We start from the raw sequence: 24,353 nt of genomic DNA, 5'->3' as shown, positions 1-24,353 counted from the left end.
GTGATAAAGGTTATTCTTGTTCTATAAGATTAAACATACTTTCCATTTCTGAAACCTCATCTTCTGCTACTTTTCCATAGTCTTCTCCGCTAGGTTTCGAACTATTTTTGTATGCAATTAATGAAGCTATGGATGGATATCGGAACATCTCTGGTATAGAAACCTCCCAATTAAGTTTCTCTTGCATTAAGGAGTTTAGTTTTAATATTTTTAATGAATTACCTCCTAATTCGAAGAAACTTTTTTCTACACTAATTTGATTTGCGTGAAGCTCCAGTACTTCTGACCAAATTTCAACTAAAGCTTCTTCTTCACTATTAGATGGGGCCACAAAATCATGTTCTTGAATAGATAATGGATTTGGTAATGCCTTTTTGTCTATTTTACCATTTGGAGTAAGTGGCATTTCATTTAATTGAATAAAAAACGAAGGTTGCATATAACTTGGCAAGTAATCAAATAAATAAGTCCTAATATCATTAACATCTAATGGTTCTGATGCTACATAGAACGCTGCTAAATATTTCTCCTCTTCTACATTATTACATACCACTACAGATTGTTGAATCAAATTATGTTTATTTAATTGTGATTCAATTTCTCCTAATTCAATTCTATGCCCTCTAATTTTTACTTGTGCATCTTCTCTTCCTATTAATTCTATTGTTCCATCGACATTCCATTTTGCAATATCTCCTGTATCATATATGATATCATTTTCTTTATATGGATTTTGTACAAACCTTTCGTTTGTTAATTGCTCATTTGCCCAATATCCTTTTGAAACGCCTTTACCACCTATAAATAATGTTCCTGGAACTCCGACAGGCACCATTTTCTTATTCTTATCTAAAATCAGTATCTGTGTATTTATGATTGGAGTTCCTACAGTCACTTTTGAATCTTCTTCAGAAAACTTATGTATAGAGGACCAAACAGTAGTTTCGGTAGGACCATACATATTAAAAATACTGGCAGACGTTTTTTCTTGTAATTGTTCTACTAGCATTTTTGGCACTGGTTCACCTCCTAATAATAGTGTTTTTAACGATCCTAAAAATTTAACAGAACTTCCACCTTCTTGAGTCATTTTTATAAATGACGGTGTTGATTGCATCATTGTAATAGGCTGATGAGCTTTGTTTCCTTTCATAGCAAATAACTGTTTTAGCTCTTCGATATGGGTTAAGCTTTCTAATACTTTATCATTTTCTACTCCAAAATCGATCAAGCAAGCTATTTCATCTACTCCAATTTTTTTCAAGTTTAGCACCATTTCACTACACTTACTTTTGGTTCCGATAAGTGAGCTATTCTTATAATATCTTTTGAATGCATTTTTTAATACAAGCTTCATTTCTTTACCATCAATATCATCAGAATTTAGCCCTGATTCTTCCATTAATAGTTTATTAAGACCTATAGAAGTCTTTAGATATTCTGTAAATGGTTCTTCAACAATACGTTCTACCTCTTCTATATCTTCGCCAATAAATGCATGAAGCATTACTGCTACTTTTCCTCCATTTTCGTCGTAACCATTTTCTACTCGAGCTTGTCTATACAGTTTAATTTTCTCTTCAAGTTCATCAACATTTTGTCCTAAAAGATGCGTTAATAAGTGAGCACCACTAGCACCTGCACTTTTAAAGGTTTCTATATTTCCACTTGAAGTAATCCATATCGGCATTTCTTTTTGAATAGGTCTTGGAAAAACGGTAAGGTCTACTTCTTTACCAAGGCCATTTTCTCTTTTAATAGGTTCTCCTCTCCACAGCTTCTTCATCACATCAACTTGTTCATGCAGGATTTTATTTCTCTCTTTATATGAATCTTTAGCTAATGAAAAATCATTAGGGTTCCATCCTGAGGCAAATGACAACGCCACTCTACCGTTTGAAAGGTTATCTACCACGGACCATTCTTCTACAATGCGAATTGGGTCATGTAATGGAGCCACCACACTACCACTTCGAAGTTCAATTTGATTAGTAACCATAGAAAGTGCAGAACTTATTACTGATGGATTGGGATACAAACCGCCAAATTCATGAAAATGTCTTTCTGGTGTCCAAACTGCGCTAAAACCAGATTTATCAGCAAATTTTGTAGATTCTAATAATAAATCATACTTGTTGGTTTCTTTGTTATTGTAACTAGAGAAGAAAAACAAACTAAAATCCATTGATAAGTCTTCTCCTGGCATATACCTATCAAGACCAGATAATGAAACGTTAGAAGGATGTATTACGATTTCAACCCCATTACATATGGTCCAGAATAGTTCAAGAACTGAAATATCAAATGAAGTACTGGTTACAGCTAACATTGCATCCTTTTCTGTTGCTGGGATACGATCACTAATTCCTGCTATAAAATTGACCACATTTTGGTGTGTAATAATAACTCCTTTTGGATTGCCCGTAGATCCCGAAGTATAAATCAAATAACAAACACTATCAGGTTTTATATTACTGTCTACACTCGTCTTTTTCTCATGTGCAGTTTGACTTAAATAAACAACCTCTTTATCTTCAACAACTTCATTCTCTATTTCATCATCGACTAGAAGAACATTAGCTCCACTATTTTTTAATACATAAGATATTCGTTCTTTAGGATATGAAGGATCAATTGGTAAATATGCTGCTCCGGTTTTTAATATACCTAAAAGACCTATCACTAAGTTTTCTGAGCGATCCATCATAAAACCTACGATATCGTTCTTTCCAACTTGACAAGAGTTTTTTAAATAATGTGCTAATTGGTTTGATTTCTCATCTACATCTTTATATGTCAATGTTTTTCCTTCATAAACAATGGCTATCTTATCAGGAGATCTTAATGCTTGTTTTTCAAATAAGGAAACTACAGTGTCTTCTTCTGAAAAATCTATTGCCGTATTATTAAACTCTACTAAAAGTTTTTGTTTTTCCTTATCAGGAAGTGGGTCAATATCACTTATTATTATATTTGGATTTGAGGTTATCTCTACTATAATTTCATTAAAATATGAAATGAACCTTTCTATTGTCTCTTCTTTAAATAATTGTGTCGAATATTCGAACTGTAGTTGAAGTTCATTGGTAGTTTCAAAAACTTGTAAGCTTAAATCTAACCTCGATACATCCCGATTAAGTTCATAAGGGGTAACCTCTAAATTTGAAATTTGAAATGTTTCATTTTCAAAGTTTTGATACGCAAACATAACATCAAACAAAGGATTATGATTAATATCCCTACCTAATTCTAATTCATCAATTAATTCTTCATATGGATAACCTTGATTATTGAATGCTTGTAAAACCTTAGATTTTACATTTGACAAAAAGTCTGTATATCCAAGATTAGCTTTTGGAAAATTTCTTAATGCTAACATATTAATAAATACACCTACAACAGACTCTAAATCAGAATGCTGTCTTCCGGAAACTGGGCTTCCTATGGTTACATCTTCTTCATTAGTGAGCTTACTTAATAGAATGTTAAATGCCGAAAGTAACACTACAAACAAGGTAGTTTCTTCTTGCTTTGCTAATCTTTTTAATCCATTAGTTTTCTTTTGATTGAATGTAAAATTTACTACAGCTCCCTCATTAGTATTAACAGCTGGTCGAATAAAATCTGAAGGTAAGTTTAATATCGACTGTTTATTTTTAAACTCATTTAACCAATATTCTTTTTCCTTTTTTAATACAAGTTGTTGCGGCTCTTCTAATTGCCATTCTACAAAATCTTTATATTGTATTGAAAGTTTAGGCAATTCTTGTTTGTCATACAATGCCATAAATTCCTTTATCAATATACTTTCAGATACACCATCTGTAATAATGTGATGCATATCTACCATAAGTAGATATTCTTTGTTAGAAATTTCAACTAATCCAGCTCTTATTAAAGAGGGGTTTTGCAAGTTAAATGGTCTTACAAACTCATTAATAGTCGTATTAAGTTCATCTTCTTTGCATGTATAATATTCTAATTCAAAGTCCACATCATCATGAATTTTTTGCACTGGATCTGAACCATTCATAAAGAAAGATGTCCTTAAAATTTCATATCGATCTATAAGTTCACAGAATGCATTTTTAATCTCAGACGTATTTGGTTTACCTATGATTCTGACTATTTTAGGAATATTATAGGTAACAGATGACGAATTAAATTGATGTAAAAAATAGAGTCGTTTTTGTGCCGATGATAATGGATAAAAGTCTTTTTTGAGTGCACTGTTAATAGCATTATGTGCCGACTCTTTATTTAAACTTTCAATATATTTTGCCAAACTCTGAATCTCAAGGCGATTAAATGCCTCATTCATAGGTACTTTTACTTTAAATTCTTTCAAAACTTTATTGAGCATTAATATCATTTTGATCGAATGACCCCCGAGTTCTAAAAAGTTTTGAGTAGTACCAATTTCTTCTTCAGGTAGTTTCAACACTTCAGACCAAATTTTTTGCAATGTTTTTTCAGTATTGCTTACTGGTGCTATATATTCTCTATTTTCAACAATATCAGGAAAAGGTAGTGCTGATTTATCAAGTTTACCATTTGCTGTTAATGGAATCTTATCTACTACCATGTAATAACTAGGAAGCATATACTCTGGTAATTTTTCTTGTAAAAATATTTTTAGAGTACTTGATTTTATTTCTTCTTTAGTGGTATAATATGCTACAATGTATTTTTCATTATTACTTTCTTTTGCTGCTACAGTACAATCAATAATATCTTTATATTTTGATAATTGATTTTCTATTTCACCAAGCTCAATACGGTAAGCATTAATTTTCACCTGTTCGTCTTTTCGTCCAGAAAAAATAATAGAACCATCTGGTAACCTTTGTGCAAAATCTCCGGTTTTATACATGGTAGTTCCGGGAATAAAAGGGTTTTCTAGAAAACGTTCTAAAGTTAGTTTTTCATTAGACAAATACCCTCTTGCAACTCCTTCACCAGAGATATATAACTCTCCTAACATGCCATTGGCTACAGGATTTAAAAAATCATCCAGAATATAAATTTGAGTATTATTAATTGGTCCTCCAATAGCTACCGATAAGTTTTTATCTTTAGGGTTATATTTATAGATCATACATCCCACAGTTGCTTCTGTAGGTCCGTACTCATTATATATTTCTATATTGCCCTTAAACAATTCATACATACTTGCAGCCAAACTTGTTGAAAGTTCCTCTCCTCCTACAATAAGCCTTCTTATATTACTCCCTTTTTCAATTTGTTTTTTTAAAGCTACACTCTCCTTTAAAATTTTTAGATGAGATGGGGTTAACTTTATAGTATCACAAAGATTCTCTTCTATGATTTTTTCTATAAGGTTGGTAGCTTTATCCTCTTTGTATATAACTATAGTATTACCTGAAATTAATGGAGCAAAAATTGATGTAATAGTTAAATCAAAAGAAATTGAAGAGTATAATGGCATTACTCCTTTTTTGCCCTGGAAATAATAATTAGAAGCCCAAAATGCATAATTAATTAACGATTTATCCTCAATCATTACTCCTTTTGGATTGCCTGTAGATCCTGAGGTATAAATTACATAGGCTAGGTCTGTGTTTTTTCTTTCTTTATTCTTTTTGACTTTTTGAGCATTTATCTTTTTTTGCTCTTTATAAATATTTAGGATAGATAAGTCTGTCTCTACAGAAAATGTATTCTCGTTCTCAATAACCAAGGTGCTAATTTTAGAATCGGTTATAATCCTTTCTATTCTTTCTTTAGGGTAGTTAAGATCAATAGGAACATATGCCGCTCCAGCTTTTAGAATTCCTAAAATAACAGGAATTAGATCATAATTTCTCCCTAACATAATCCCTACAAGATCGCCAGGCTTTACATTATATTGATCAACTAAATATGCCGAAAACCTATTGGCTTCATCATTTAGTTGTTTATAGGTCATATGCTTGTCTGCAATTTGCAGTGCAATATGATCTGGTGTTTTATCAACTTGTTCTTCAAACAAAGCTGTTATGCTCGATTCACCTGGAAAATCAGCATTTGTCTTATTAAACTCATAGAGATACTGATTTTTCTCTTCTTCTGATAGCAGGTTAATATCAAAGAGATTAATCCCTTTGAGATTTAATTTTGACTGTTCCAATGTTTTCTTTATTAAAAGTTAATACTTGATTTTGAGTGTAGAGTGGATTAAGCTACTTCTACTTCGCTAGGTAATATGACTTGATGAATTACCTGATTGAGGTGTGCTAATATATTTTGTACAGTATTTTTATCGTACACATTAGCATTGTATTCTATTTTTATTTCAATTTCTTCATTAGGCACAACAACAAGAGATAGACCATAATTAGATTGAACATACATCTCGACATTTTTAACTAAAAAGTCACTTTTGTTACTGTCGGTTTCTTCATCATCCACAACGGGATAATTCTCTACTACTACTATATGATCAAAAAGATCTCTTCCTAAAGTACTATAGGTTTGAATTTCGGATAATGGATGGTATTGATGTTTTTCGTTTTCTAATGCGCTTTCTTGTATTGTTTTTAATACATCACCTAAACTTTCATCGTCGTTAAATCTAATTCGTACGGGGATGGTATTGATAAACAATCCTATCATATCTTCAATTCCCTCTATTTCTGAAGGTCTACCAGAAACGACGGTTCCAAAAACTACTTCATCTACGTTATTATATTTTGCTAATAACATTCCCCATGCGCATTGAATTATCGTACTCACTGTCACTCCATATTCAATGGTCAATTCTTGGATAAGATTTGTACTGGTTTCTCCAATAATCAAATGCTCAATTTTGGGAACAAAAGCCGCTTCTTCAATAGAAATTGAATTGATTTTAGGCATGGATACAGGATGCTTATACCCCTCTAAATAATTCTTCCAGTAATACTCTGAACTTTTGATATCTCTATTTTCTAACCATTCTATATAATTATGGTATGAATTACTTACAGGCAACTCAGCTTGTAACCCTTTTCTCTTCTTAGAATAGATCTCTCTGAATTCAGATAATATCGTAGCTGTACACCACCCATCCATTAAAATATGATGATAATTCCATATAAAAGTATGTGTATTATCTGCTGTACGCAGGACGGTTAATTGCATTAATAGATCCTTACTTAAATCAAAACTACTTTTTTGGTTTTTCTTATAGTTTTCTACCTCTTCTTCGATACTATTTGTGGTCGTTTTTTCATCAAGTAAGTTTCTATACAGTATTTTTATTTCTCGATCTTTTAAAACAAGTTGTATTGGTCTTTCATATCCCTCATGGAGGAAAATGGCACGAAAAACTTCATGTCGGGCAATTAAATCATTCATACTTTTCTCGACAGCCTGTATGTCCAAATCACCATGAACTTCAAAAGTCATTTGCCCAAAATAACTTTCTGATTCTGGACTCATTAAATAATGAAACAACATTCCTTCCTGCATGGGAGATAAAGGATATATATTTTGAATATCGTATTGTTTAGAAAGCTGATCTAATTGATCAAAAGACAAATCTTTGTAAATAAAGTCTGATGGAGATAATTCTTTCTTGTCATAAGTGGCGCAATATGTTATCAATTGCTCCAAATTCTGTTTTAAAGAAGTCATTATAGCATTAATTGTATCCTGGTTATACTGCTCAGCACTATACATAAGGCTCATTGTCAATTTTCCTTCGGTAATTATACCCGCACAATCCCAATCGTAATCTCTTTCTTTTTCAGGTGATACTTCATCGCCTTTGTCTTCTTTTCCTATAATAAAAGAACTATCTGCTATATCTGCATCAAATTGCCCTAAATAATTAAAGCTTATTTGCGCTTTATTTTTTGTTTCAACAGCATTTTTAGTCAAATATTTATAAATCAAATAATCAATCCCATTATTTGGTACTTTTCGTAGTTTTTCTTTTACTTCTTTTATTAATGTATTTAAGTTGTTTTTATCTACTTTTTCTGCTTGCAATAAAACAGGGTAGAAACTAGTAAACCATCCAACGGTACGGCTAATATTTTCTCCTAGTCCCAGATTTTCTCTTCCATGACTTTCTAAATCTATGAGTACATCTTTACTGTTATAGAATTCGCTATAGGTCCATAAGAATGCTGTCAACAGTATATCATTAATTTGAGTACCAAATGGAAGGTGAACATCGGATAATAGTTTTGATGTAGCTTCTTCGCTTAACTGAAATTGTTTTACAGCTTTATGCTTAAAAATATTTTCCCCATTTGGATAATCTCTTTTTAATATAGAACATGGTTTTTGCAACTCATTATCCCAATATTTCTGTGCTAATTCCATTCTATTGCCTGTAGAATAATCGAGTAGCTTATTGGTCCAATTTTTAAAAGAATCTGTTTTCAATGGTAGTTCAAGAGTTTCTTTATTTTTTATCTGTTGATACAGCGTTTCAATATCTTCAAATAAAATGCGCCAAGAAACTCCGTCGACTGCTAAATGATGTATTACAATCAACAAGCGACTTCCTTTATCCATTTGAAATAATCCTAAATGCATTAAAGGGCCGGTCTGTATATTAATACCTGATTGTATTTTTTTACTTTCAGATAACAACATCGTCGAAGCATCTTTGGCGCCTCTTAAATCAAAAACATGTAACGAAACCGGGGATTCATCAATTCCTAAATAGTATGATGATGGTCCTTCGGCATTTTCTTTATAAACTGTTCTTAAAGCATCATGATGTTCCTGAATCTTTTCGAAAATCGATCTAACAGTATCTTCTGTGATACTATCTGGAAAATCAAGCAATACTGATTGATTAAAGTGATGTTTTTCTGTAAGATTATTTTCAAAAAACCATTTTTGAATTGGGCTCAATATAGCTTTACCTTCTACCTGTGATTGATCAGATTGTTTTAGAGTTTTTCTCAACTTTGTTGCTAAAGATCTGATATCTTTATTGATAAGAATATCTTTCACAGATACTTCATAACCTAAAGATCTCAATCTGGAACTTATCTGTATAGACTTTATAGAATCTCCTCCTACCAAAAAGAAATTGTCGGTCACTCCTATATTTGGTGTTCCTAATACTTTGCCCCATATTTCTGTCAGTACTTTTTCAGTCTCAGTTTCTGGCCCAACATAGTTATTTTGCTCTGTAAGAGATGGTAATGGTAATGCCTTTCGATTAAGTTTACCGTTAGAAGTAAGAGGTAATTGATCCATCCTTACATAATATGCCGGAATCATGTAGCTAGGTAATTTTTCCAATAGATAGTTTTTCAAATCATTAATATCAACCTCATTTTCAGACACATAATATGCAACTAAATATTTATCACCTTCTTCTCCTTTTGCCGTAACTGTACTTTCTTGAAACCTTTCATATGTTGATAAATGCGCTTCAATCTCTCCTAATTCAATTCTAAATCCACGAATTTTTACTTGATGGTCTATCCTTCCTAGAAATTGAATATTTCCATCAGGCTGCCAACTACCTTTATCTCCTGTGCGATACATTCTTTCATTAACTAAAAATGGATTTTTAATAAACTTCTCTTTAGTTAATGTCTTATTATTTACATATCCTTTAGCAAGACCTTCTCCCAAGACACAGATTTCTCCTGGAACACCTAAAGGCTGTAGTCTTCCATATTTATTTAATATAAGTACTTTCTTATTTGGAATCGGCTTTCCAATTGAGTAATAATCATATACCTCATCATTATTTAGTTCTAATGAGGTTGTCCAGATAGAATCTTCTGTTGGGCCATACAAATTGTATATTTTATAAGGTAGTTTTTTTGTTGGTAAATAATTTAATCTGTCACCTGCAATGTTTATTATTTTTAAAGATGAGTTTTGAAGATCTTCTTCATTTTTTAACACATGCTCTGCCAAAACGGTCGGAAGAAATAATATTTCTATTTTATTTTCATTCAACCATACTTTTAATAATTCTGGATCTTGTCGTATTTCTTGCGAAACAATATATAAACAGCCTCCAAATGCTAAAGAAGGCCATATTTCAAATACTGAAGCATCAAAAGTTACATTTGCCAGATGAGCCATTCTAACAGAATTTTTCATTGCAAACTCATGTTTAAAGGCATATAACATATTAGTTATTCCAGAATATTTAACCTCAACTCCTTTAGGTGTTCCCGTAGTACCTGATGTATATATTACATACATAATATCTTCTGGGGACACCTTTTTCGACTCATATCCATTATTAGAAGATGACAATGCTTCGCTTCCTACCCATAACATCTTTGTATCATTTACTAGAGGAATAACATTTTTATTTGTTTTAAGGTTCTCTTGTACCAGTACAAGTTTTGCATCACAGTCTGAAAGTATATATCTATTTCTTTCTTCTGATGTATCTGGAGATAGAGGTACATAAGCATTACCTGTTTTCAGAACCCCTAAAATACTGGCAATCATCTCCATCGAAGAATTAAAAAGTATCCCTATTTTACAATTTTCATCTTTTCTTACTTCTTTATCAATGTTCTGTGCTATTGCAATTGCCCAATCATCTAATTCTTTATATGTAATAGATTGATCTCCATCTACCAATGCTATATCTTTGGGTGATTTACGTGTAAATTCTTCAAATAGCTCGATACTTACCTTATTTGTAGGAAAATCAACCTTAGGAGTATTAAAATTTGATAACAACAATGCTTTTTCTTCAGAAGGGATCATATCTATCTCAGAAAGCAATGTATGCTGATTATTAACTACAACGGTAACAACATTCTTAAAGTAAGAAACGAATCGTTGGATCGTTTCTTTTGTAAATAATTCTGTAGAAAAAATAAGTCTTAAGAATAATTGATCCGCATCATCAACCGCTAAAAATGTCATATCAAATCTAGAAGAAGTATGATTAAACTGTTCTGGTTTAAAGACTAAACCTTCAGTTTCATTTTTAGCTTCTTCATAATTTTGATATACAAACATTACATCAAAAAGTGGATTCCTACTATTATCTCTGGCTATTTTAAGCTCTTTAACTAGCTCTTCAAAAGGGTAAGATTGGTTTTTAAAACATTCTAATGTTTTATCTTTTACCTCTAACAAAAACTCGTCAAAAGATTTCTCTCCTTTGGGATAACTACGTAAACAAATAGTATTTACAAACATCCCAATTAAATTTTCAAGGTCTGCATGTTGTCTTCCTGCCACCGGAGTAGCAATTACAATATCTTCTTGATTAGTTAACTTGCTTAATAATACATTAAGAATTGCTACCAGAACAGAAAATACTGTTGTTCCATCGGCAGATGCAATTTCTTTTAGCTTTTTGGTTTCTTCATGACCTATTTCAAATCGAATAAAATCTCCTTCATTATTTCGAGTTAATGGTCTAACAAAATCTGTTGGTAACTCTAATGGTTCTAATTCTTCTGAAAATTCATTTAACCAAAACGATTTTTCTTCATCTAACCCTTTCTTTTGTTCTTCACTATTTTGCCACTCTGCATAATCTTTATATTGTAATTTTAATGGAGATAAGCTTGCTTCATTATACAAAAGATTAAATTCCTCTCTTATAATAAATCTAGACACACCATCCATAACAATGTGATGAGAATCCATTATTAGCAAATGTTCTGTTGGGCTTTTTTCGACCAATCCTACGCGCAACAATGGCTCTTTTTTGTTAGTTAAATCAAATGGGCGAATAAATGACTTTACTATATCATCCAATTGACCTTCTTTGTACTCAAATAATTCTAATTGAAAATTATACTCTTCTGATATTTCTTGTTTTAATTCGTTTTCAACAAAAGCAAAAGTTGTTCTTAAACTTTCATGTCGTTGAATGATTTGTTTAAATGCTTCTTCTACTTTCTTTTTATTTATTTCACCTAATACCCATAGCACTTCAATTTCATTATACAACGTACTATTAACATCTAATGCCTGCAATAGGAACATTCTTTTTTGTTCTGATGATGTTGCATAGTACTCTTTGGATGGAGTATTCGGGATTGTAATTATCTGATTATCAGAACCGATTTCAGATAATTTGTTCATTATTTCATTGATTGTTGGATATTGATAAATATCATTAATAGCTAGGCTTGCTCCTGTTTTTTGATTAATTCTTGCAGCCAAACTCATTGCTTTTAATGAATCTCCACCTACTTCAAAAAAGTCATCTGTCAATCCTATTTCTTTTCCGAAAAAAGTAGAGTAAATCTCTCTTAGCGTTTTTTCTAAATCATCTACTTGATTTACAATACTGTGATCTACTGCTTCTCCTGATATTTCTGTGGTATCATTTCTAAATTCTTTCAATCGCAATCTCTGAGAAGCCATTGCTTTCTTGAGATCACCCGGGAATATGTTGAATGTAGTTTCTTTATTTTCAAGACATTTGAAAAATAATTCAACTCCTTGTTTTGGATATATCGCATGGTCAATTCTTGAGTTAATTTCGACTATATCTTCAATTTTATCTTGCTCTCTAACCGCATTTACGGTCAACCCTACATCATACCAATCACACCAATTGATTGTAAACGCGTGAACTCCCCATTGTTTTTTTGCATATTGTGCATAACTTTCAAGAAATTCATTCCCTGCATTATACCCAACTTGACCAAATTTTACTTGATAAATAATGTTTCCAATAGAAGAAAATAGCGCCAGAAAGTCGAAGTTCTCAAACTTGATGTATTTTTCAAATAATACTACTCCATGAATTTTTGATGCACCGTATTTTATAAAATCTTCTTTGGATCTATTTAGAATAATCCCACCATAATCCACTTCTCCTGCGGCCCAAATTAATCCGTTAATTTGTTTATAACGATCTAATAGACTCTCCGAAAATAGTTTTACATCAGACTCATTTGCTACATCTAATTGGTGTAATTCTACTACCGAACCTAAGCTTTCTATTTCTTGAATCTGTAGAATTTTTTTACTTACTTCATTAGTATCGCCATATACTTTTAACCATTCTCCCCAGGTTTCTTTTTTCGGGAAATCGCTGCGATGTATCAAAATGAAATTTCCTTGAATTTCTGAGCTCATTTGCGCAGTTATAGACAATCCCATACCTCCTGTTCCTCCAACAATTAGGTAGGTTCCTCCTGGAACTAAACTTACATTTGACGTCGTTTTTTCATTTACCGACACGGTTTCTAAATCTTTAAACCAACGCTCTTTAAATCTATATGCCACAAAGGCATCTTCTGTTTCAAAAAACATTTCATTGATCACCTTTTGCGCATACTCTGTTTCTTGATCTTCAGAAGTAAACGGATAAGGAATATCAATAACTTTACATTGAAGTGTATTTATTTCTGAAGGAATAATCTTAGCAGGTGATAATAAAGTTGCTTTTAGAGGATTTACATCATCATCTGCTATCACTTTAGCCAAATGATTACATAAAACTGTCATTTTCACCTCATCACTATTCTGATAATTGGCAATAGTTTTAGCGATATACGATACTCCTAAATAGTTTTTATCTAATTCTTTCTCGATCGCATTATAATCCAGAAGCGTATATTTTTCAGAAAGGGGCAGGCTGTAAATAATTTCATCTGCTTTAAATTTTATGTTTTCTAGCTCAGTCCATAATTTTTCTATATGATCTAAGGTTGCTATATTAACTTCAAATAACTCGTCATTAACTTTCTTAAATTGCTTACCATGCCTTACCTGAACTACATTTTGCTGTTTTGCACTTAGTTTTTGATGTAAAGCATCACTAAATCCTTCGGCTCCAGTAAATATTAAGAAATTAGACTTTTCTTTATCAAGTTCTAATGCTTTATTTGGAAGAATAGAACGTTTCCAATTGCATATATTAATAAGTTTAGCGTCTTCTGTTACTGTTCTATTTGTATCAGCAACTAATTGCTTGTTTAATAATTTATTTAAGTCAAAATCCGTAGTATATTCTTTTCTATCAAACGCATATGTAGGCAATGATACTTTATATCTTTCTTCATCACCATAAAATTGCTTCCAATTGATTTTTAATCCATTTTCCCATAATTGTCCTAGTTTCTCAAGAAGATATTTTTGGTCACTAATTTTTTGTTTTACATGTCTTACTGTATTGACGATACTATGACCGTTTGTTTTATTGGCATTTTCATTAACATAATTACTTAGCGCTCTACCAGGCCCAACTTCTATAATGCAAGCATCGCCATGTGTCAATAACGTATCTATACCTTCTTTAAAGTTTACCGTATTTCTAAGGTGTTGCGTCCAGTAAGAAGGTTCTTGAACTTCTTGAGAAGTAACAAATTTTCCCGAAAGATTTGATATGAAAGGAATTTGAGGTGATTGGAAATCTACTGTATTCAATTCTTTATCAAAATCCGGTAACACAACATCCATCATTCGAGAATGAAATGCATGGGAGGTATGTAATTTTTTAGAAGTGATTCCTCGGCTTTCTAATACATTCTGGAAATCATCAATGTCATCTAAAGTTCCAGACACAACAACGGCATTTTCGCTATTTATTACCGCTAAATCAATTGTATTGTACTCTTCCAGTAAAGAATCTATTTGGTTTTTGGTTGCATTTACATTTAACATTGTGCCTTTACTGGCTGTACTCATTAGTAATCCTCTTTTTACTACTAATCGTATAGCGTCTTCTAATTCGAAAACACCACTAATACATGCCGCAGCGTATTCACCTATGCTATGACCAATCATATAATCTGGAGTAATACCCCAATTTATTAACAGTTTAGCCAACGCATACTCTGTAAAAAACAAAAGAGGTTGAGCATATTCTGTTTGATTGATTTTTTTTGCAGACTCCTCTACATCTGTAAATAATATTGAGCGTAAATCTGTAGAGGTGTATTTTTGTGCATATTCTAAACACTTATCAATCTCTTTTCTAAATACGTTTTCTGTAGCATAGAGTTCTTTACACATATTAACATATTGCATACCTTGTCCCGGAAACATGAAAATAACATGCTGTAATTCTTCTCGGTTATTTGAAGCTACCGGTTCCAGGGATGAGATGTTCTTTAATTGTTCAACAACGTTCTGTATGTGTTCACCTACAATTGTTTTTCTATATTTAAAACGATCTCTACCCGTTTGTAATGTATATGCTGCATCGGCAAGATCTGTTTGTTGATTTTCATTAAAAAACGCTTTAAGATTTGCTACATTTTTTTGAAAATCTTTAATCGTTTTACCAGATAGCGTTACTAATTTATAGTTTCTATTTGTCTCTGATATTTTCTTTTTAGGAGCTTCCTGAAGTACTAAATGTGCATTCGTACCACCAATACCGAAAGAACTTACACCAGCTCTTAAAACATCAGATGTTGTTCCCCATTGCTTTAATGCATTGTTCACATAAAAAGGTCCATTAGAAAAACTTATACCAGGGTTTGGTTGCGTGTAGTGCAAACTAGGAGGTAGTTCTCTATTTTTTAAAGCAAGTACAGTTTTAATAAATCCCGCTACACCGGCTGCCGAGTCTAAATGTCCAATATTTGATTTTACCGATCCAATTGCACATTCACTATTATTGTCTTTACCAAAGGCTGTATTTAAAGCTTCTATTTCAATTGGGTCTCCTAATTTTGTTGCCGTTCCATGAGTTTCTACATAGCCTATACTATTAACATCTACTCTAGCCATAGCGTGTGCTCTCTTGATAACTTCTGCTTGCCCTTGAACACTTGGAGCTGTATACCCTACTTTGCTGCTTCCATCATTATTTATAGCAGTTCCTTTGATAATAGCTTGGATATTATCTCTATCTCTAATTGCATCTTTAAGTCTTTTCAATACTACAACTCCTGCTCCTTCTCCACCTACCGTACCACTAGATTGAACATCAAAAGGTCTACATTTACCATCTTTAGAATGTATCATCCCTTCTTGATAGAGATATCCTTTTTTAGAGTAGTTTTTAACATTTACACCACCAGCCAGCACAACATTACATTCTCCTAATAGTAAACTATTACAAGCCTCATGTATTGCCACCAACGAAGAGGAACATGCCGTTTGAACAAAGACAGCAGGACCTTTAAGGTTAAATTTGTATGAAATTCTTGAACTCAAAAAGGTGGCATCCCTTAGATGCGAAGCTGTAAAATCATCTACAAATCCAGTTTCTGGAGGATTCTGAGTAGTATGCAGCATCCATGGAATACTAGGATACCCTGCAGTAAAAACACCCACTTTAAGAGATCGATCCTTTAAATTACAACCACTATCTTCGATAGCCTCCCAACAACATTCATGATATAACCGTACCTGAGGGTCCATCAATTCAGCTTCATGGGGAGTATATCCAAAAAACTCTGAGTCAAAGTATTTTTTATTTTTTAGATATGCATTGGCTTTTACATATGAAGGGTTTTTTATCAGTGATTCTTGTTCTCCTTCTTCTGCAACTTCTTCTTCAGTAAAATCACTAATACAATCTTTACCATTCTTAAGGTTATCCCAAAACTGCTCGATGTTATCAGCTTCTGGAAACTTGCCTGCCATACCGATAACGGCGATTTCTAATCCTGTATATTTTTCCATAACTATTTTAAAACTGATTTAATAAATTGATGGTATCGTTCATGAGTTCAAAATTCCCAATATCTGTTTCTTCTTCAGATTCGGTTTTATTGTTGGTTTCATTGCTCAAGAATTGAGCAAGCATTGATATTTCTGGGTAAGCAAAAACTTGAGCTACTGTGATCTCGGCATTAAACGTTGCGTTTATTTTATCTACCATTTTCATCAGTTTTAGCGAATTACCTCCGATATCAAAAAAGTTGCTATGTATCCCTATTTTTTCACCCTCTATTTCTAATATGCCTGACCAGATTTCTACTAATTCTTTCTGAATTTCATTTTTAGGCTTTGAAGAAGCCTCAATAACCTCTAGTTCAGGTTCTGGTAATGCTTTGGTATTTAATTTTCCATTTGAGGTTAATGGAATTTCTGTAAGTGCTATGAAATAAGACGGTATCATATAATCGGGAAGCTTATCAAGTAAAAAGCGTCTTAATTCATTTCTATCAAGTTCATCTGCCGACTTATAATATGCCAAAACATACTTATCGCCTGCTCGCTCCTTAAATGTAACAACGGCTTCCTCTATTTTTGGATGCGTTAATATCTTATTTTCTATTTCTCCTAATTCTATTCTGTATCCTCTAAGTTGGATTTGATGATCTATTCTTCCTTTGTATTCTAATTCCCAAGAATCTAATATTCTTGCCAAATCTCCAGATCTATATAATTTTTCTTCTGGATTATATGGATTGGGTATAAATTTCTCTGCTGTTAATTCAGGCTTATTTAAATACCCTCTGGCGATCCCACTTCCTCCTACATAAAGCTCTCCTATAACTCCCTTTGGGGTCAGATTTTGATACTTATCCAATATGATTGTTGACAGTGTAGAAATAGGTTTTCCTATGTTGCTAATATTGTTTTGAATTTCATGTTCTGTAATTTCCTTGTATGTAACATGTACGGTAGTTTCTGTGATACCAAACATGTTTATAAGTTTAGTATTTGGATATTTTTCTTTCCATGATTTTAGTTTTCGGGGATTTAATGCCTCTCCACCAAAAATCACATAACGCAATCCAAGAGATGTCTCTTTGCAAGATAATTCTGCTTGAATTAAATTATAAAAAGCACTAGGTGTTTGGTTCAAAACTGTCACCCCTTCCTGCTTAACAATGTCTAGATATTGTTTTGTGTCTTTGGCTATTAATTGAGGAATAATAATTAATTTCCCTCCAAATAATAGGGCTCCATATATTTCCCAGACACTAAAATCAAAACAATGGCTATGAAACATTGTCCAGGTATCATTAGAACCAAAATCAAACAATGGGTTTTCATTAAAGAATAACCGAACTACATTGCGATGTTCTATCATCACTCCTTTAGGGTTACCAGTAGTTCCAGAGGTATAAATCACATAACACAAATCTGAAGGGTTGCTCACATTATTAACTGCCAAGTCTTTGTCTCCGATAGATTTTTCAAAAGCGTGTTCTATATACTGTATCTGAAAATCTCCCTTCAGTTTATGAATATCCTCAAAATTGATTGTTGTCAGAATTAATGATGTTCTACTATCTTGTATGATGTATTCTTTTCTATCATCGGGATAGTTTATGTCTATCGGAAGATAGGCTCCTCCTGCTTTAAGAATTCCAAGCATCCCGATTATGGTATCAATGGACCTATCCATTAACAATCCTATGATACTATCATTTTTTACACCAAATTCTCTTAGTACACATGCAACCTTACTACTTTTTTCATGCAACTCTTGGTAGCTAATTGCTGAATCTCCAAACTTAATCGCAATATTTTTTGGATTCTTATCTACTTGTTTTAAAAACAGATCAACTATATTGAGATCTTTAGGGTAGTTAATTTGTGTATTGTTGAGTTTTTGTTGAAGAACATTTTTTTCTTCTTCTGAAACCAACTTCAATTTTGAAATACGAGAATCTTTATCCAATACCAATTGTTCGAGAACATTATCAAAATGAGAGAGTATTTGATGTATAGTAGCTTGGCTATATACATTTTGATTATAATCTATTTGAATCTGAATTTCTTCTCCTGGTATAATAATTACATTAAAATCATAATTGGTTTGTTCAAAAATATCTACATCGGTAACTGAAAAACCATTTTTCTTATCTTCTACTCCTTTAATGTTTTCAGAAATAGGATAATTTTCAAATACCAAAATATGATCAAACAATCCGTTTCCGAGTTCGCTATTCTCCTGAATATCTAATAACGAATGGTAATGATGCGGCTCACTTTCAAATGCTGAAGCCTGGGTCTTTTTTAATAACGTTTCTAAGGTATCTTCTTCATCATATCGTACTCGTACGGGAAGCGTATTTATAAAAAGTCCTACTATATTTTCAATTCCGGCAATTTCTGATGTTCTTCCCGAAACTACATTTCCGAATACAACATCATCTACATTATTATATTTTGCCAAAACCACTCCCCAAATAGTTTGGAAAATAGTGCTTAAAGTAACAGCATTATTTTTTGATATTTTTTGTAAAACATTAGTTTTCTCTTTGCTTACAAGATGTTTGTTACTTCTTAAATCATAAGATTTTAGTGCATTAAAATCTACATCTCTCTTAGGTAATGAAGCTAAATGTTCATAATTTTCAAGATATGTTGACCAATACTCTTTAGATGCATCTTTATCCAGTTGTTCAAGCCATTGTATATATTGAGAATATTTTGGAGAAGATTCGAGTTGTATTGGGTCATTTTTGGTAAATCCAGAATACAAATTTTTAAAATCATTCCATAAAATAGAAGTACACCAACCATCCATAACAATATGATGATGAGACCAAATCATTCGATATTCTTCTTCCTGAACTTTAAGAAGAGTTACACGCATTAATATATCCTCAGATAAATTAAACCCTTTTGATTTGTCTTCTGTTATATATAAATTAACAGCATCATCAATGGATAAACGCTCACATTCCTCTTGGATATCTTTATAAATGAAGTCTAATTTTCTTTCTTTTAAAACAACTTGTATCGGAGTCTCTAAGTTTTTATGCAAAAATACTGTTCTAAATACCTCATGGTGCTTCACCAAAGCTTCCATGCTTTTTTCAACAGCTATGGTATTTAGATTTCCTTTAAGGCTTAGTATCTTTTGATCAAAATACACTTTAGATTCAGGCTCCAATACAGAGTGAAACAACATACCTTCTTGAGTTGGAGATAAAGTATATACATCATCTATCTCTAAATTAGATTGAATTTGATCTAAATCCTCAATAGATAATTTATTGTGTGTTAAATCTGAAGGAGTTAATGTTACCTCATTACGTTGGCAGCAGTGATTAATGATATCTTTTAGACTTTCTTTGAATACTTCTATAAAAGATGCTATAGTTTCTTTTTTGTACTGTTGTGTACTATATACTAGTTCTAATTTTAGTTTTTCTTCAGAAACCCAACCAATTACATTCCAATCATAATGTTGTTCCATATGAAGAGAAATCTCATTCCCTTTGTTCTCTTTCAGTATTTGAAGATTCTCATATGCTGATTCAAACTGCCCCAAATAATTGAAACTGATACCTGCATTACTTTTCTGCTCTAAAGGAGCTACATCAGTATATTGTGCGATCAAATAATCTATCCCTTTGTTAGGAACGGCTCTTAAGGTTTCTTTTATATTTCTTACCACATTTGAAACATCCTCACCATTTCTCTCTAACAAAACAGGATAAATACTAGTAAACCATCCTATGGTTCGACCTATATTAATTCCCGCTGCAATTTCTTCTCTTCCATGTCCTTCTAAATCAATGCATAGGTTATCAAGCCCAAACTTTTTGTTTACGGCTAACAAAAATGCCGACATTAAAAGTTCATTTATTTGAGTTCCGTAAGCAGCATGCGCATCTGTTAGTAATTGTTTTGTATCGAATTGATTGAGTTCTAATATTTCGCTATTATGATACTCATGAATATTTAGACCATCAGGAAAATCTCTTTTAATCGTTGAGCTTTCTTTTCTTAATTGAGTCTCCCAATATAATTTCCCTTTTTGATATTGTTCACTATTTGTGTATTCTTTAATTGTTTTGGACCAAGTTTTAAAAGAATCTGTTTTTAAAGGAAGTTTAATAGAATCACCAGCCAAAATTTGGCGATATAACGTATCTATATCTTCTAATAGAATACGCCATGAAATTCCATCGATAACCAAATGATGAATCACAATAAGTAAACGGCTTCCTGTTTCAGTCTGAAATAAACCTAATTTGAGTAAAGGACCATCAGCTAAATCTATCTGAGATTGTAAATTATTTGCATGATACAGGAATTCTTCCTGTGGATTTTTTATTGAAGTTAAGTCATACTCTTCTATATCAATCTTTATATTATCCTCTTGATTTTGTTGATCGATATTTACACCTTCTTTCTTGAAAACCATACGAAGGGCATCATGATGCCTAAGAATTTCAGAAAATATTTGCTGAACTATTTGTGGTGTTACTTTTGAATCAAAAGCTAATAGAGACGATTGATTAAAATGATGTTGATCTGTTTTAGAGTTATCAAAAAACCATTTTTGGATTGGACTCAATACCACTTCTCCAGTAACCGTTGACTGATCAATCGGTGTTGATAAAGGTTTGGTAACGGCTGCTAGTGTTTTGATCGTTGGATTTCTAAAAATATCCTGAACTGAGACTTCAAAACCATCAGCTCTCATTTTTGAACTTATCTGTATTGATTTGATTGAATCTCCACCTATTAAAAAATAGTTATCTGTAATACTAATTACAGGAACATTTAACACATCAGACCAATGCTTAACTAGTAATTTTTCAACTATAGTCGTTGGTGCGTGATAATCATTTGCTGATAAAGAATTTGGTTCAGGTAATTTTTTAAAATCTAGTTTCCCGTTTGAGGTTAGCGGAAATGATTCTAATCTTATATAATCCATTGGAAGCATATAAGAAGGGAGTTTCTCTCCAACATGTGCTTTTAATTTCTCGATAGCTACTTCACTATCTGACAAATAATAAGCTACAAGTATCTTGTTATTATCTTTCTCCTTAACGGCTACGACCGATTCTTTAATTTCTGGATATGTAGAAAGAGTAGCCTCAATCTCTTTTAATTCGATTCTATGTCCCGATATTTTTACTTGTTCATCTATTCTTCCATAAAAAAGAATATGATTGTTTTTTTCTCGTATAGCATAATCCCCTGTTTTATACATTTTCTTACCAGGTATAAAAGGGTTTTTGACAAATCGTTCTATGGTCAAGTCCTCTCTACCTAAATAACCTCTTGCCAACCCTCCTCCAGCTATATATAATTCTCCTTTTACGCCCGCAGGAACAGGATTCATATAAGGGTCTAGAATATAAATTTGGGTATTATAAATAGGGTTTCCTAGTGGTACAGAACCCGTATTTAAAGAAGTATCAAATTCGTAAATCATACAACCAACCGTCGCTTCTGTAGGCCCGTACTCATTATAAATTGTTACATCTCCATTAAATTTTTCAACAATCTCTTTAGCCAAATGATATTCTAATTCTTCACCCCCAACAATTAATTTTCGAATATTTGTTGTTGCAGAATCGAACAAATCATTATCTCTAATTATTTTTAAATGGGAAGGTGTTAACTTAACGATATTGATTCTCGTATCATTTAGTACTGCATCAATTGGCAATTGATGTGCTTCATCTTTGTAAACTATAATTGTATTTCCGGTTATTAACGGTGTAAAAATCGATGTAACCGTTAAATCAAAAGAAATAGAAGAATACAATGGAAACGTGAGTTCTTCTTCTTTCACATAAGAATCTGAAGCCCAAAAAATGTAATTTAGCAAAGTACCATGCTCTATCATTACCCCTTTTGGAGTCCCTGTAGATCCAGATGTAAAAATTATGTATGCTAAATCATCTTCTAAAACATTTGTATCCGATATAATATCTACACCATCAAGACGCATCATAAGGTCTTCAACATCAATAATTGAAGAAGTTGTGTTTAATGATGAATCTATATCCTTATCTTCTGTTACTAAAAGTGCTAACTTTGATTGTTTCAGGATATTATTAATTCTTACAATCGGATATGTTGGATCAATAGGCACATAAGCAGCTCCGGCCTTTAAAACACCTAAGATGATAGGAACCAAATTAAAATCTCTTCCTAACATTAAACCTACCAAATCGCCCTTTTTAATCTCTTTTTCTTGTTTGAGATAGGTTGCAATTTTATCAGATAAATCTCCTAATTCTTGATATGTCAATTGTTCTGAACCACAGATAACAGCTACTTTATCAGGAGTATTATTTCTTTGCTTATCAAAAAGAGAAACTATAGTTTCTCTTTTTGATAATTCTTTTACAGTTTCATTAAACTCTTTTATTTGCCAAACTTTTTCTTCTTCATGTAAAAGTTCAAAAGAATGTGTTGGTGTAACAGGGTTTTCTTCAATTTGGTTAAGTATTCTTTCTAAAGAAACTGAAAACAAATCTATTTCATCAGTGGTGATTATTGAAGGTTGGTAAATCAATTCTATCTCTAACTCTTCCTTTAAAAACACTGTAACTACTAAAGGAATACCTGTATTTTCATATACCGATTTTAACTTAACTTCAAAACCGGGATTTCCATTAATGGCCTTCTCATCTAAAGGATAATTCTCGACAACGACAACAACATCAAATAGCTCTTCAGATCCTTGAAGTTCTAAGAGTTTTTTTATTTCGTAATATGACGTATTTGCGTTTTGGTTTCTTACAAGACCTTCTTTATACACTTCTTTTGCGATATCAAGAAATGACGTATTGTTTTTATTCGTAATTCTAAGTGGGATTGTATTTATAAAATTACCTACAACATGCTCTACACCTTCAATACTTCCATCTCTTCCTGATACTGTTGTCCCAAGAACAATATCAGAAGTTCCGGTAAGCTTTTGAAGTAATAAACCAATTGCAGTATAAATTATCGCCGTTGGTGTTATTCTCTCTCCCTTAGACAGTTCTTTAATTGACTCTATGTTGAGCTTTATTTTCTTCTTCTCAACAGATCCTTCTACATAGTCGTTGTTGGTTTTTTCAGAAAAACATGAAGTAATTTGATATTCTTCTAAATACTTTTTCCAATAGTCATATTCTTGCTCTGGATTGTTCTCTTTTTGTTTAGACAAAAAATATCTCTTATATGATACTTTTTGATTTGTTTTTACTGTATTTCCTTTTGCCAGGTCATTATAATTAACAAATAATTCCTTTAGCAAAATACCTGTACTCCATCCATCATATAAAATATGATGATTCGTAAAGCATAATACAAAAGAGGTTTCTGATGCTTTGATTACAGTTACTCGCATAGGAACTTGTGAAAGGTCAAAACGCCTTTTTTGATCTGTTAAAGCATACTCTTCAATATAGTCAAGCCGATCTTTTGCATTCTTATCAGAAACATCATAATATTGGATCTTAATAGAAGCCTTCTTTAAGATAATTTGTAAAGGCTTGCTTACTTCTTCCCATCTAAAAACAGAACGCAGCACATCATGATTGTCTTGCACACTATTTAATGCCGATTGTAATGTATTTACATTTAAATCGCCATTAATAGTAAACACTAATTGCGCATTGTATGTGTTTCCATTTTCATTTTTCAAATGATGAAATAGCATTCCTTTTTGAACCATACTAAGTTCAAAAATGTCTTGGACGTTTTGTTTTTCTATCTTATTAACCACTTGTTTCTTTTTATAATTTGGAGAATCAATTTGAATTGAAGTCTATCGAATGATATACAAGGAA

General features: G+C 32.1%; 3 protein-coding genes. All 3 read right to left on the bottom strand.

Translation table 11 applies throughout. The annotated features are described in order from the left end of the window. Positions 1-10: 10 nt before the first annotated feature. The 3 genes from JJQ60_RS20500 to JJQ60_RS20490 are packed head-to-tail and all read right to left on the bottom strand — an operon-like array spanning position 11 to position 24,289. A complete protein-coding gene (locus JJQ60_RS20500) occupies positions 11-6,130 on the bottom strand; it encodes a non-ribosomal peptide synthetase (protein WP_201924395.1) in 6,120 nt (2,039 codons plus the stop codon). Positions 6,131-6,177: 47 nt separating this feature from the next. Continuing rightward, positions 6,178-16,539: a non-ribosomal peptide synthetase/type I polyketide synthase gene (locus JJQ60_RS20495; protein ID WP_201924393.1), complete on the bottom strand. Its 10,362-nt coding sequence runs from the start codon at positions 16,537-16,539 to the stop codon at positions 6,178-6,180. A 7-nt stretch (positions 16,540-16,546) separates the two neighbouring features. Continuing rightward, on the bottom strand, positions 16,547-24,289 hold the full coding sequence (locus tag JJQ60_RS20490) for a non-ribosomal peptide synthetase (protein ID WP_201924391.1): 7,743 nt from the start codon (positions 24,287-24,289) through the stop codon (positions 16,547-16,549). Between the last annotated feature and the right edge of the window lie 64 nt (positions 24,290-24,353).

This window comes from Aquimarina mytili (genome assembly GCF_016735115.1).
In the GTDB taxonomy this organism is placed as follows: domain Bacteria; phylum Bacteroidota; class Bacteroidia; order Flavobacteriales; family Flavobacteriaceae; genus Aquimarina; species Aquimarina mytili.
The sequence above is the reverse complement of the archived record's forward strand: the minus strand, read 5'-3'. Positions and strand labels throughout refer to the sequence as shown.